We start from the raw sequence: 12,514 nt of genomic DNA on the forward strand, positions 1-12,514 counted from the left end.
TTGAAGCGCCGCCCCCTTCCTTCATGCGGGTGTGTCACATGTCAGGTTCTACTGGAGACCGTTGCTGATCGCCGTGACCAGTTCACCGTTGGTGGTGTCACCGGTGAAGTCCCAGAAGAACGCGCCGCCCAGGCCCTGCTGCTTGGCCCAGGTCATCTTGCCCGCGATGGTGGCCGGGGTGTCGTAGCTCCACCAGTTGTTGCCGCAGTAGGAGTACGACGTCCCGCCGACGGTGCCGGTGGGCGGGCACGAGGTCTTGAGGATCTTGTAGTCCTCGATGCCGGCCTCGTACTTGCCGGGCGCCGCGCCCGTCGCCGAGCCGCCCGGGGCGGCCTGGGTGACGCCGGTCCAGCCGCGGCCGTAGAAGCCGATGCCGAGCAGCAGCTTGGCCGCCGGGACACCCTGCGCCTTGAACTTGGCGATCGCGTCGGCGGAGGTGAAGCCCTGCTGCGGGATGCCGGTGTAGGAGTTCAGCGGGGAGTGCGGGGCCGTCGGGCCCGCCGCGTTGAAGGAGCCGAAGAAGTCGTACGTCATGACGTTGAACCAGTTCATGTACTGGGCCGCGCCGGCGTAGTCCGACTTCTCGATCTTGCCGCCCGCCGAGCCGTCGGCCGTGACGGCGGCGGTGATCAGGTAGTTCGCGCCGAACTTCGCGCGCATGGCCTGCATCATGTTCTTGAAGGCGGCCGGGCCGCTGGCGTCGCAGGACAGACCGCAGGAGTTCGGGTACTCCCAGTCCAGGTCGATGCCGTCGAACACGTCGGCCCAGCGCGGGTCCTCGATCAGGTCGTAGCAGGACTGCGCGAACGCGGTCGGGTTCTTCACGGCGTCGGTGAAGCCACCGGACCAGGTCCAGCCGCCGAAGGACCAGAGAACCTTGATGTTCGGGTTCGCGGCCTTGAGCTTGCGCAGCTGGTTGAAGTTGCCGCGCAGCGGCTGGTCCCACGTGTCGGCGACCCCGTCGACGGCCTGGTCGGCGGTGTACGCCTTGTCCGTCGCGGCGTACGCGTCACCCATGACGCACTTGCCGCCGGTGACGTTGCCGAAGGAGTAGTTGATGTGCGTGATCTTCGAGGCGGAGCCCGAGCTCACGATGTTCTTGACGTGGTAGTTCCGGTCGTACACACCCCACTCGGTGAAGTACCCGAGCTTGATCTTGCTGCCGGTGGGAGGGGTGCCGGGGTCCGTGCCGCCACCGGTGGTGCGGACCGCGCGGGCGCCGCTGACGGGGCCCACCTGGTCGATGGTGTCACGGGCCTGGACGGTGTACGAGTAGTCCGTACCGGCGGTGAGGCCGGTGTTGGTGTACGAGGTGCCGGTGACCGTGGCGACCTTCGTACCGTTGCGGAAGACGTCGTAGTTCTTGACGCCCTTGTCGTCGGTCGCCGCCGACCAGTTCAGCGTGACCGCCGTGTTGGTGATGTTGCTGGCGGTCGGGGTGCCGGGGGCGGAGGGCAGCGCGTCACCGGGGACGCTGGGGCCGCCGTCGCAGGAGGCGCCGTTGAGCTTACAGCCGGAGGGCGATCCCGAGCCGGTGCCGTTGAACCCGAAGGAGATGGACGCGCCGGGGGCCAGCGTGCCGTTCCAGGTCTTGTTCTTGCCGGTCCAGTGGGTGCCGGAGCCGGTGACGTCCGCGTCCCACGCGGAGGTCACGGCGGTGCCGGCGGGGAAGTCCCACTCGACGGTCCAGGAGCTGAGGGTCGTGGTGCCGGTGTTCTTCACCGTCCACTTGCCCTCGAAGCCCGTGCCCCAGTCGGAGGGCTTGGTGAAGGTGGCCGTCGCCGACGCGGCGGCTTCGGCGGGGGCGGCGAGGCCGACCATCGCGGCCAGGGGCAGCAGCAGCGCGGTGAGACCCGCGACCGCTCTTGATCTGAATCTGGCCTTGAGAGGCTGGATGTTCAAAGGTGCTCCTCGATGGAGTGAGTACCGGACAATTCGGGGGTGGTCCGTGCACTGGGCACACCACGTCGGCTCACCGCAGTGTGTGCGGTGAGAGTAGGAAGGTCTGGACCAATCGTCAATAGGTCCAGACCACCGACGCCGATAGGTGGCCTAGACACCCAACTCCCGGGCGAGCACGGCCGCTTGCACCCGGCTGCGCAGCGAGAGCTTGGCCAGCACCCTGCTGACGTGCGTCTTCACCGTAGCCTCGGCCATGTCGAGACGTACCGCGATCGCCGCGTTCGACAGCCCCTCACCCAGACATGACAGCACTTCACGCTCCCGCCGGGTAAGCGCTTCCAGTGCTTCCCGTACGGCGGGGTCCGCCGCGTTCGCCGTACGCACCGCCGTCGGAGCCGCGAACTCCGCGATCAGCCGGCGGGTGACGGCCGGGGCGATCAGACCGTCGCCGCGCGCCACCGTCCGTACCGCCGTGAGCAGATCGGCCGCCTCGGTGTTCTTCAGCAGGAAGCCCGCCGCCCCGGCCCGCAGCGCCCCGAAGACGTACTCGTCCAGATCGAAGGTGGTCAGCACCAGGACGTCCGCGAGACCCTCCGCGACGACCCGCCGGGTCGCCGACACCCCGTCGAGGCGGGGCATCTGGACGTCCATCAGCACGAGATCCGGCCGGAGTTCACGCGCCAGGGACACCGCCTCCTCGCCGTCCGACGCCTCCCCGACGACCTCGATGTCCCGCGCGCTGCGCAGGATGAGGACCAGGCCGGCGCGTACCGCGGACTGGTCCTCGGCGACCAGGACCCGGATGGTCATCGCCCGTCACGTTCCTCTCCCACGGGCAACTGGGCCCGTACCCGCCAGATCGTGTGCCCGTCGTCGTCGGTGACGGGCCCGGACGTGAACACGCCGTCCAGCAGCGCCACCCGCTCCCGCATCCCCACCAGCCCGGCCCCGGAGCCGGGCGCCCGGGGGCCCGGGCGGTCCCCGTACGGACTGTCCACCCGTACGGTCAACTCCTCCCCGGTGTCTGCCGGTTCGACGCCCAGCCCGACGAACACCCGCCCGGGCGCCGCGTGTTTGAGGGCGTTGGTCAGCGACTCCTGCACGATGCGGTACGCGGCCAGCTCGACGGGCGCGGGCAGCTCACGGCCTCCGGGGCGCCGGTCGTCGAGCGTGAACTCCAGCCCGCTGGAAGCGCCGTTGGTCCCGGCCTGCGCCAGCAGCGCGTCCAGGGACCGCAGGCTCGGCGCGGCGGCCGGCTCCGGGTCACCGCCGCCGCTGTCCCGCAGGATCCCGATCAGCCGGCGCATCTCCGCCAGACCCTCGACGCTGTTCTCCCGGATCACGGTGAGCGCGTCGCGGGTCGTGCGCGCGTCGTCCAGCGAGAGCGCGGCCGTGGAGTGGATCGCTATCGCCGACAGGTGGTTGGCGACCATGTCGTGCAACTCGCGGGCCATCCTGGCGCGTTCGGCCGTCACCGCCTGGCTCCGGTCGATCTCCGCCAGGAGCGCCACCTGGCGGGTCCGCAGCCTGGCCGTCTCCGCCGCGTCCCGGTGGTTGCGCACGAGGGCGCCGGTGGCGGCGGGCGCGAAGCCGACGATGCCGACGGCCACGCCGATGAGCAGGGATTCCGGGGTACGGAGCCAGCCGAGGAACCCGGCCGTCGACACGACCGTGAGCAGGCCCATGACGCGCGGGATCCGGCGGGCGGCGGCGGGGGAGCCGTACAGGACGGCGGCGTAGGCGAGGTCGGTGAACATCACGACCGTGGCCAGGCTGCCCCGCGTGAACTGGTCCAGGACCAGGGCGAATGTGCCCACGACCAGGGCGGTCCTGGGCGCGGTCCGCCGTACCAGCTCCATCGCGGCCGTGACGGCCACGGGCACCAGCACCCAGGCGCCGTTCCACAGGCGCGCCTCCTGCGTGAAGACCCCCGCGGCCCACAGGACGACGCCGCCCACGAGGCCCGCCGCGGCGATCAGCACGTCGTCGCGGTGGGGGCGGAGGGGGCGGAGGGGGAGGACGGAGGCGGTCACCTCGCGGGAGGCGGTCATGGCTCCATGAAACACGGCGGGCCGCGCCGGGTCGTCGGCGTGGCGGGGGAGGGCCGGGTCCATCGAAGGATGCAGTGGGGAGCAGGGGGCATTCGTCACCGGCGACGACGCCCGGGCGGCGGCGGACCGGCAGGCTGGACGGTGTCCGCGCGGCACACCGGCCCGCATGCCCCACCGGGAGGAACCCCGTGATCGTCACCCTGGTCGTCGTCTGCGAGGTGGGCTTCTGGGTGCTGCTCGCCGCCGGCCTGACGCTGCGGTACGCGGCGGGGAAGCGGCGGCTCGGGGCCGCCGTCCTGCTCCTGGAGCCCCTGCTGGAGGTCGTCCTGCTGGCCGCCACGGCGGTCGACCTGAGGAACGGCGCCGAGCCGGACTGGACCCACGGCCTGGCCGGGCTCTACCTCGGCTGCACCGTCGCGTACGGCCGCTACACGGTCCGGTGGATCGACGGGCACGTCGCCCACCGCTTCGCGGGCGCCCCGCCCCCGCCGAAGCCGCCGCGTTACGGGACCCCCCGCGCCGTGCACGAGGGCAAGCTGTGGCTGCGGACGCTGCTGGGCTCGGCGGTGGCGGTCGTCCTGCTCCAGCTCGCGATCGGGTACGTCGGCGACCGTGGCGGCACCGGCTCCCTGCGGGCCTGGCAGTTCACCGCGCTGCGGGTCGCCGGGATCCACGGCGTGATCGCCCTGACGTACGCGCTCTGGCCGAAGAAAGCGCCGGCCTCCGCCACCACCGCCACCTCCGCCTCCGCCGACCCCAGCTCCCGGAAGGACAGCTGACCGGCTCCCGTACCGCCGCTACCGCTCCCCGCCCGGCACCCACAGCACGTCCCCGACCTCCTTGTTGGCCACCCGCGCCAGGATGAAGAGCAGGTCGGAGAGGCGGTTCAGGTACGTGGCCGTCAGGGCGTTCATGATGTCGCCGTGGACCTCCAGCGCCGCCCACGTCGAGCGCTCCGCGCGCCGTACGACCGTGCACGCCTGGTGCAGCAGCGCCGCGCCGGGGGTGCCGCCCGGGAGGATGAAGCTGCGCAGCTTCTCCACCTCCTCCAGGTAGCGGTCGCAGTCCGCCTCCAGCTTGTCGACGTACGCCTGCTCGACCCGCAGCGGCGGGTACTCGGGGTTCTCCACCACCGGGTTGCACAGGTCCGCGCCCACGTCGAAGAGGTCGTTCTGGATCCGGACGAGGACCTTCACGATGTCCTCGGGGAGCCGGCCCAGCGCGATCGCGGTCCCGATGCACGCGTTCGCCTCGTTGGCGTCGGCGTAGGCCGCGATGCGCAGATCGGTCTTGACCGTACGGCTCATGTCGCCGAGCGCCGTCGTGCCCTTGTCGCCGGTGCGGGTGTAGATACGCGTCAGATTGACCATACGACCAGCGTAGTGAGGACCCCGGAGGTGCTACGCCGTACGGGGGACAACCCGCTCAAGTGCCCGGCGCGGGGCCCCTGATGGGTCCCTCCGGTGTGATGTCCGTCATGTGAGACGTGACGCGCATCTCTTCACCGCCATCCGGCCGCCCGCGAACGCTAACCTCCGGCAGAGCACGCAAATGTAAACCCGGCGTTAAGACCGGGGGCGATTCAAGGGGTGTGTCGTGGCCAGGAAGCTCGCCGTCATCGGGGCCGGACTCATGGGGTCCGGGATCGCGCAGGTCTCGGCCCAGGCCGGCTGGGACGTCGTCCTGCGTGACGTCACGGACGCGGCCCTGGCCCGCGGGATCGACGGCATCAGAGCCTCGTACGGCAAGTTCGTCGCCAAGGGCAAGCTCGAAGAGGCCGACGCGGACGCCGCGCTGGGCCGGATCACCACCACCACCGACCTGGACGCCGTCGCCGACGCGGACCTGGTGGTGGAGGCCGTGTTCGAGCGGCTGGACGTCAAGCACGAGATCTTCCGCGCGCTGGACAAGCTGGTACGGGACGACGCCGTCCTCGCCTCCAACACCTCGGCCATCCCGATCACGAAGATCGCCGCCGTGACGGACCGTCCGGAGCGTGTCGTCGGGACGCACTTCTTCTCGCCGGTGCCGATGATGCGGCTGTGCGAACTGGTCCGCGGGTACAAGACCAGCGACGAAGCGCTCGCCACCGCGCGGGAGTTCGCCGAGTCCGTCGGTAAGACGTGCGTGGTCGTCAACCGCGACGTGGCGGGCTTTGTCACCACCCGGCTCATCTCCGCGCTCGTCGTGGAGGCCGCCAAGCTCTACGAGTCGGGCGTCGCGTCCGCCGAGGACATCGACACCGCCTGCAAGCTGGGCTTCGGACACGCGATGGGCCCGCTCGCCACCGCCGATCTGACGGGGGTCGACATCCTGCTCCACGCCACCGAGAACATCTACACCGAGTCGCAGGACGAGAAGTTCGCGCCGCCGGAGCTGATGCGCCGGATGGTGGACGCGGGTGACATCGGACGCAAGAGCGGGCAGGGGTTCTACAAGCACTGAGCCGGACCGGAGCCGTACCGGCCGTCACGACCTCACCCCACCGGGTGAATTCGGTATCGGTTCGCTCACGGACGGCAACTTCCACGGCTGCGCGACAGTCAGGCTGCGTGACGGTCGGGCCGCGTGACAGCCAGTGGGCTGCGAGACCGAACAGGCCATGGAGCACTGAGCACTCTCGGGGAGCGCATATGCACATCAGGGGCGACCACGCCGAACTGGTCGTCGAGGGCCGCCTCGACGTACGCAGCGCGGCGGACGCCCGTACGGTCCTGCACTCGGCCGTCGACGGCGGAGCCGGCGATCTCGTGCTCGACCTGACCGCTCTGGACTCCTGGGACGCCACGGGACTCGGCGTCATCATGGGGGCCCACCGACGGGCGGGACGCTGCGGGCGCAGACTCGTGCTGCGCCACGTCCCGCCGCAGATGCAGCGGCTGCTCGTGGCCACCCGGCTGCACCGCATCCTCGCGATCGAGGGCGGAATCGCGGCGGAGTCGCTGCCGCGGGTGTGAGGCGTGGGGCGTGGGGGCGTGAGGCTTGTGGCGCCAGGTACGCGAGGCGTGGGGCGTGAGGCGCCAGGGCACGAGGCGTGGGGCTTGAGGGCGTGAGGTCTGCGCGCCCCGCGCGTCCCGGTGCGCCGTACGTACTCCCCAATGCGCCGCACAATCCTCACGAGAACGTGACTTCCTGGGCAGGTCACCACCCCGCCTGTTCGTAGATACTGTCCGGAGCCTAGGGTTTCGGCCGTCTGCGGATCGACCGACCCATGGAGCAGGCACCGGACCGGAGCGACAGACAAGCGTGCGAGGCCGGGGGGCAACCGCACGCCACGATCTGGGGGACTTTCACGATGGACCCGATGAGCCGGGAAGCGGAAGAACACGGCCACGAGGGCGAACCCGCCGCCGCGAGCAGCGACCAGCGGCCGGCGCGCGAGCCCCTCACGCCGGCGCTCGGGCACCTCAAGGGCGCGGGTCCCACCACCCCCGCGCCGGCCCGTACCGTCCAGTTGATATCGGGCGACTTCCTGCTCACCGTCAACCCGGTCGACGGCACGGAGATAGAGCCCTGCCCGCCGGGCCGCAAACCCGCCGCACCCATCCGGCGCAGCGCCTCCGAGCGCACCGCCCTCCAGCGCGCCGGCCGCCCGCCCGTACCGGCCGGGCCCGCCGCACCGCCCCTCCCGCTCCTGGAGCGTGGCGCCGAGCACAAGGAACTGGTCGAGCTGCTGGGCCGCGGCCGTTCCGTACGCCTCACCGGACAGCCCGGATCCGGCCGCACCGCGCTGATCGAGGCCGTCGGCGCCGACTGCGCGGACCTCGCGCCGGACGGAGTCGTACGGCTCTCCGGCCACCGCCGCACCACCACCGAGCTGCTGTACGACCTGTACGCGGCGGTCTACCGCATCGAGCTGTCCCGCCCCGACCGGGCCGCCCTGCTCGAACGGGTCCGCGACATCGGGGCCGTCGTCCTCCTGGACGACCTGGAGATCGGCGGCGAAGCCCTCGACGAGCTGCTCGCCGCGACCCCCGAATGCGCGTACCTGCTCGCCACCGCGCCCGACGCCGACCCGCCGTCCGCCACCGCGCGCCTGCACGAGGTCCTGCTCGGCGGCATCGGGCGGGGGGCCTCGCTGGAGCTGATGGAGCGCGCCGTCGACCGCCCCCTCACCGACGAGGAGGCGAACTGGGCGGGGGACCTCTGGTTCGAGTCCGAGGGCCTGCCCCTGCGCTTCGTCCAGGCCGGTGCGCTGCTGCGCCAGCGCGACGTCCTGCGCGGCGAGTCCGCCGAGGCCCTGGACGAGTTCGAGCCCTTCGCGGAGACCACCGGTGACGTACCGCTCGTGGTCCGGCTGGGCGCCCCCGACGGGTACGACCCGCCGCTCCCCACCGTCGGCGAGGGCGCCGCGCCCGCGGCCCTGCTCGCCTCCCGGCTGAGCGAGTCCGCCCGCGAGACCCTGCGCTTCGCCGTCGCGCTCGGCGGCGAGGTGCCGCACCAGGCGCACCTGCCCGCGCTGATCGGCGACACCCACGCGGACGCCGCGCTCGGCGAGCTGATGGCCTGCGCGCTGATCTCCCCGGTCGGCACCCGCTACCGGCTGGCGACCGGCGTCGCCGCGCAGCTGGAGGCGGAGGGGTACGGCGAGGACGCGGTGTCCCACGCCCACACGGCGGCCCAGCACTACGCCTGGTGGTCGGCGCACCCCTCCGTCACGCCGGAGCGCGCCGCCGCTGAGGCCGACGCCGTCCTCGCCGCGCTGGCGCCGCTGGTCACGAGCCAGGAGCCGGGGCACGCCAGCGCGGCGGTCCTGCTGGCGCGCAGCGCCACCCCCGCGTTCCTGGCGGGGCTGCACTGGGGCGCGTGGGAGCGGGCCCTGCGGTCCGGCTCGGAGGCCGCGAGGCTGGCGGGGGAGGTCGCCGAAGAGGCGTACTTCCACCACGAGTTGGGCGTCCTCGCGCTGTGTGTGGGGAACCTGGAGCGGGCCCGCGCGGAGCTGGAGGCCTCGATCGGCATGCGGGGCGCCGTCGCCGACCGCAGCGGTACGGTCGCCGGGCGCCGCGCGCTGGCGCTCGTCACGGACCGCGAGGGCGGGCTGACCGGGATCCCCGGCCTGTCGGGCTTCGGGGTGGCGGGGAACGCGTTCGGCGCCCGTACGACTCCGCAGGGCGACGCGACACCGCCCACCCCGAAGGCGCTGGGGCCGGGCGGCTCGGCGGCGGTGGCGGCGCTGCCTCCGGGCGGTGGCGGGAACAACCTGCTGGTCAGCCGCCAGGGGACCCCGGTGGGCGGCACCCCGGTGGTCGCCGGAACCCCCTCGGCCGGCGGCCCGCCCGCGCCGCACCGCCGCCGGCGCCGCTCGGTCCTGGGCGGCGCGCGCCGGAACCTGGTCGCCGCGGGTACGGGCGCGGTGCTGGCCGCCGTACTGGGCACGGTCGTGACCCTCGGCGCGACGTCCAACAACGACAACAACCAGCTCGACCACGGGACACCGGGACAGTCGGTGGACCCGGAGGAGGGCGACGGCGGCGTACCGCAGGACCAGCCGGACGCGGGCTCGACGAACATCCCGGGCGGCGGAAACGCGGCGGTCCCGGGTGAGGCGGGCCCCCCGTCCCCCACGGGCACGGGCACGGCGTCGTCCACCCCCACCACGACGAACAGCCCGTCCCCGACGGCAAGCTCGACCTCGACGGACCCGGGCGACGACGACCCGTCCACCCCCACCAAGTCCCCGACGAAGTCCCCGTCCCACCCGACAACCCCGTCGGACACCCCCACGGACCCCCCGAGCGAAACCCCCTCGGACACGCCGTCGGAAACCCCCACACAAACCCCCTCGGCGGACGCCACGCCCCCGACGGCCAGCTCCTCCCAACCCAGCCTCAGCGCGGGCACCCCGACGGGAACCCCGGCCGGCGTCATCGCCTGACCCACGTACCCACACAACCGCCCGGCCCCCGAGAACCACGGCGGACCGGGCGGTTCGGCGCGCACACTCCACCCCCCTCGGGCATCGGAGCCGTCAGACGTGGACGACGCGGGCTCCATCGCTCGCGCCGACGTCCTCGCCCCGGGCCAGCCTCTCGAAGAGGGCGTCGTCCTCGTCGTCCGCGCCGGTGCCGGCCAGGGCCCAGCGCACCAGCGTCGCGGGGAGTTCGGCGGCGGGCGCGTGCTCGATCTCGCGATCGAACTCCGCGGCCCTGCCCGCGTCCATGGTCGCGCGCACGGCCGCGATCGTGCCGGGCAGCTCTACGAGTTCCCCGCCGATGACGGTCTTGAGGGTGGCATCCACGATGTACTCCTTCCCGCGTCGTACGGTACGCGCGTCCGTACAGCGGGTGGCCTTCTCGTCACCGAAATCCACTCGTCCGGGTCGGCCCACGGCCCCTGCACACATGCGTCCGACTGGGCACCTGATTAGGCTGAAAGGGGGATAAATCGGCCTGATCGTCCGAACGGAGGCGCATGAGTGATGGCGAAGATCCTTTTCATAGTGAGCGGGGCGACGTACTGGGTGCTCAAGGACGGCACCAGGTACGCCACCGGCTACTGGGCCGAGGAGTTCGCGAACCCGTACAAGGAGGTCACGGACGCCGGATACGAGGTGGTGGTCGCGACGCCCGACGGCGCCGTTCCGAACGTCGACATGATGAGCCTGCGCCCCTCCATGGTGGGCGGCGAACAGGAAGCCCTCGATCTTGAGGCCGTCATCCGCGACGCGGAGGTCATGCGGCGCCCGATCAAGCTGTCGGACGTACGGCTGGAGGACTACGCCGCGGTCTATCTGCCCGGCGGCCACGGCCCGATGTCGGACCTCGCGTTCGACGCCGACGTCGGCCGGCTGCTGACGGCCCAGCTCGCCTCGGGCAATCCGCTCTTCATCGTCTGCCACGCCCCCGCCGCGCTGCTCGCCACCAGGATCCACGGCGAGTCGCCGTTCAAGGGCTACAAGGTCACCGGCTTCACCAACGAGGAGGAAGAGGGCGTCGGACTGGCCTCCAGGGCGACATGGCTGCTGGAGACCGACCTGAAGGAGAAGGTGGGCGTCCAGTTCAGCCGCGGCCCGGCGTGGGAGCCGTACATGGTGGAGGACCGCAACCTGGTCACGGGCCAGAACCCCCACTCGGCGGCGGTCCTGGGGGAGCGGATGCTCAAGGTCCTGGTCTGAGGAACGTGGTCCAAGGAACAGAGGGGGCCGGCCCCCCGCCCCGCGTCAGTGCCCCGCGCTCTGTCCCCCGTCGACGTGCGAGATCTCCCCGGTGACAAAGGGGGCCTGCTCCAGGTACAGCACGGCCCGCAGGACGTCGTCGACCTCGCCCATCCGGCCGACCGGGTGGCGCGCGGCCTGGAACCCGCCGGGGTCGGTCGGGTGCATCGGGGTCCGGATGACGCCGAGCGAAACGGCGTTCACCCGGACGCCGCGGGTGGCGTACTCGATGGCGAGGGACTTCGTGACCCCGTTCAGCCCACCCTTGGTCAGGGACGTGAGCGCCCCGCTCACGTCGGCGTCGGCGTTCTCGACCAGGCTGCTCGAAATGTTCACCACATGCCCCCCGCCGTCCCGGGCGAGCATCGCGGCGATCACGCTCCGCGTGACTTCGAAGAACCCACGCACGTTCACCCCGACCACCAAGTCGAAGTCCTCGTCGGTGTACTCGACGAACGGCTTGGAGACGAACACCCCGGCACCGTTGACCAGTGTGTCCACACGTCCGAACCGTTCGAGAGTCGCCCCGACGACCCGGTCCCCGGCCCCGGCCTCGGTCACATCGGCGGCCACAGAGAGCACCCCGGAATCCCCCGACACCGGCGCGGCCCGGTCGGTGGCGGTGACGGCGTACCCCAGCCCCCGATAGGCCGCGACGAGCGCCCCGCCGATACCCCCGGAGGCCCCGGTGATGATGGCGACCTTCTGCCCGCTGCCCACAAGAGCCTCCCGCCCTCGGAACCACACCCAACCCACGCCGACCGCCCCCACCCTTCCGGATACATGCCGCTCCCCGGGGTCACACCCCCAACACCACGGCGTACGGAAACCATTCGGCTTATCCACCACCGACCCAGCCCACCTGCGGGAGCTACCCCCCCGTCGGGGGCGTCTGCGTCTCCGCAGCCCTGGTCACGCACCCCCCTCGCTCCAGGGCCTGGAGCAGTACGTTCATCGACTGCCGCGTCACGAACGCGCCCCGCGCGAGCGCGGAGTTGGACAATCCGGCCGCTGAGCCACCAGATCGAGGCGCACTCCGCGAGGCTGGCGCGTGTCAGGCGCCCACCGGGCCAAACAGGCCGTTCGCGAGCGGGCGACGCGTCGGCTGCCGGCGCAGTGGATCAGAACCCGGCGACCAGGTTGTAGACGACGTACGCGAAGCACGCGACGCCGGCCCAGAGAAGAATCGGCAGGAGCGAGCCGCGCAGCACCGTCAAGAACGTGATCCGATCCGCTCCCGACGGCAGCAGACGCTCGTGCCACACCTCGATGTGGTTCCTGGTCACGCAGTGCTCGGGTCGCATGAAGCCATCACATCATCGGCAGCTCGCCGGTTGTGTGGAGCTACCTGAAAAACCCCCTGGCGCTTCGGTGCCAGGAAAGTCGGTTCTACGGCGGCGCTGAAACT

Annotated in this window: 12 protein-coding genes and 1 pseudogene; 5 read left to right on the forward strand and 8 right to left on the reverse strand. The window is 71.8% G+C overall.

Annotated elements, in window-relative coordinates:
- Window positions 1-48 precede the first annotated feature (48 nt).
- The 3 genes from ACIODU_RS08080 to ACIODU_RS08090 form a co-directional block, all read right to left on the reverse strand.
- Window positions 49-1,821 (reverse strand): glycoside hydrolase family 18 chitinase, encoded by a 1,773-nt coding sequence (locus ACIODU_RS08080; RefSeq protein WP_356426624.1) that lies wholly within the window; start codon window positions 1,819-1,821, stop codon window positions 49-51.
- Window positions 1,822-2,052: 231 nt separating this feature from the next.
- Complete coding sequence (locus ACIODU_RS08085; protein WP_401765236.1) at window positions 2,053-2,712, reverse strand: response regulator; 660 nt, start codon at window positions 2,710-2,712, stop codon at window positions 2,053-2,055.
- Entirely contained in the window at window positions 2,709-3,953 is a 1,245-nt protein-coding gene (locus ACIODU_RS08090) for a sensor histidine kinase (protein WP_401765239.1), read from the reverse strand. The genes ACIODU_RS08085 and ACIODU_RS08090 overlap by 4 nt, the downstream gene beginning before the upstream one ends.
- 188 nt (window positions 3,954-4,141) lie before the next feature.
- On the opposite strand from ACIODU_RS08090, the gene ACIODU_RS08095 reads away from it, so the two are divergent.
- Window positions 4,142-4,732 carry a hypothetical protein gene (locus tag ACIODU_RS08095; RefSeq protein WP_401765242.1) on the forward strand — a complete coding sequence of 197 codons (591 nt, stop codon included), beginning with the start codon at window positions 4,142-4,144 and terminating at the stop codon, window positions 4,730-4,732.
- Window positions 4,733-4,750: 18 nt separating this feature from the next.
- Here the strand turns inward: ACIODU_RS08095 and ACIODU_RS08100 are convergent, their stop codons facing one another.
- Complete coding sequence (locus ACIODU_RS08100; protein WP_356426520.1) at window positions 4,751-5,323, reverse strand: cob(I)yrinic acid a,c-diamide adenosyltransferase; 573 nt, start codon at window positions 5,321-5,323, stop codon at window positions 4,751-4,753.
- 226 nt (window positions 5,324-5,549) lie between these two features.
- Between ACIODU_RS08100 and ACIODU_RS08105 the strand changes: the two genes are divergently transcribed.
- From ACIODU_RS08105 to ACIODU_RS08115, 3 genes are all read left to right on the forward strand, one after another.
- Window positions 5,550-6,398, forward strand: coding sequence for a 3-hydroxyacyl-CoA dehydrogenase family protein (locus tag ACIODU_RS08105; RefSeq protein ID WP_356426518.1), 849 nt, complete (start codon window positions 5,550-5,552; stop codon window positions 6,396-6,398).
- A 188-nt stretch (window positions 6,399-6,586) separates the two neighbouring features.
- On the forward strand, window positions 6,587-6,910 hold the full coding sequence (locus ACIODU_RS08110; RefSeq protein WP_161309778.1) for an STAS domain-containing protein: 324 nt from the start codon (window positions 6,587-6,589) through the stop codon (window positions 6,908-6,910).
- A 338-nt stretch (window positions 6,911-7,248) separates the two neighbouring features.
- Window positions 7,249-9,828 (forward strand): ATP-binding protein, encoded by a 2,580-nt coding sequence (locus tag ACIODU_RS08115; RefSeq protein WP_401765247.1) that lies wholly within the window; start codon window positions 7,249-7,251, stop codon window positions 9,826-9,828.
- A gap of 93 nt (window positions 9,829-9,921) precedes the next feature.
- Here the strand turns inward: ACIODU_RS08115 and ACIODU_RS08120 are convergent, their stop codons facing one another.
- Window positions 9,922-10,191, reverse strand: a complete 270-nt coding sequence (locus tag ACIODU_RS08120) for a hypothetical protein (RefSeq protein WP_401765251.1) — start codon at window positions 10,189-10,191, stop codon at window positions 9,922-9,924.
- Between the two features lie 180 nt (window positions 10,192-10,371).
- On the opposite strand from ACIODU_RS08120, the gene ACIODU_RS08125 reads away from it, so the two are divergent.
- Window positions 10,372-11,067 (forward strand): type 1 glutamine amidotransferase domain-containing protein, encoded by a 696-nt coding sequence (locus ACIODU_RS08125; protein ID WP_356426511.1) that lies wholly within the window; start codon window positions 10,372-10,374, stop codon window positions 11,065-11,067.
- 45 nt (window positions 11,068-11,112) lie between these two features.
- On the opposite strand, the gene ACIODU_RS08130 is transcribed toward ACIODU_RS08125, so the two are convergent.
- The 3 genes and pseudogenes from ACIODU_RS08130 to ACIODU_RS08140 all read right to left on the reverse strand — a co-directional run bounded on the left by ACIODU_RS08130 (window position 11,113) and on the right by ACIODU_RS08140 (window position 12,410).
- Window positions 11,113-11,826 carry an SDR family NAD(P)-dependent oxidoreductase gene (locus tag ACIODU_RS08130; RefSeq protein ID WP_401765254.1) on the reverse strand — a complete coding sequence of 238 codons (714 nt, stop codon included), beginning with the start codon at window positions 11,824-11,826 and terminating at the stop codon, window positions 11,113-11,115.
- Between the two features lie 178 nt (window positions 11,827-12,004).
- Window positions 12,005-12,135, reverse strand: a pseudogene (locus tag ACIODU_RS08135) (MarR family transcriptional regulator); the annotation flags it as partial.
- Window positions 12,136-12,227: 92 nt separating this feature from the next.
- Entirely contained in the window at window positions 12,228-12,410 is a 183-nt protein-coding gene (locus ACIODU_RS08140; protein WP_401765258.1) for a hypothetical protein, read from the reverse strand.
- Window positions 12,411-12,514 lie beyond the last annotated feature (104 nt).

The sequence above is a fragment of the Streptomyces sp. NPDC088261 genome (assembly GCF_044740805.1).
In the GTDB taxonomy this organism is placed as follows: Bacteria; Actinomycetota; Actinomycetes; order Streptomycetales; family Streptomycetaceae; genus Streptomyces.

Excerpts from the sequence above, each read along its gene's own strand:
- ACIODU_RS08080 (WP_356426624.1), bottom strand. The coding sequence starts at position 1,821 with ATGGTCGGCCTCGCCGCCCCCGCCGAAGCCGCCGCGTCGGCGACGGCC.
- ACIODU_RS08085 (WP_401765236.1), bottom strand. The coding sequence starts at position 2,712 with ATGACCATCCGGGTCCTGGTCGCCGAGGACCAGTCCGCGGTACGCGCC.
- ACIODU_RS08090 (WP_401765239.1), bottom strand. The coding sequence starts at position 3,953 with ATGACCGCCTCCCGCGAGGTGACCGCCTCCGTCCTCCCCCTCCGCCCC.
- ACIODU_RS08100 (WP_356426520.1), bottom strand. The coding sequence starts at position 5,323 with ATGGTCAATCTGACGCGTATCTACACCCGCACCGGCGACAAGGGCACG.
- ACIODU_RS08110 (WP_161309778.1), top strand. The coding sequence starts at position 6,587 with ATGCACATCAGGGGCGACCACGCCGAACTGGTCGTCGAGGGCCGCCTC.
- ACIODU_RS08115 (WP_401765247.1), top strand. The coding sequence starts at position 7,249 with ATGGACCCGATGAGCCGGGAAGCGGAAGAACACGGCCACGAGGGCGAA.
- ACIODU_RS08125 (WP_356426511.1), top strand. The coding sequence starts at position 10,372 with ATGGCGAAGATCCTTTTCATAGTGAGCGGGGCGACGTACTGGGTGCTC.
- ACIODU_RS08140 (WP_401765258.1), bottom strand. The coding sequence starts at position 12,410 with ATGCGACCCGAGCACTGCGTGACCAGGAACCACATCGAGGTGTGGCAC.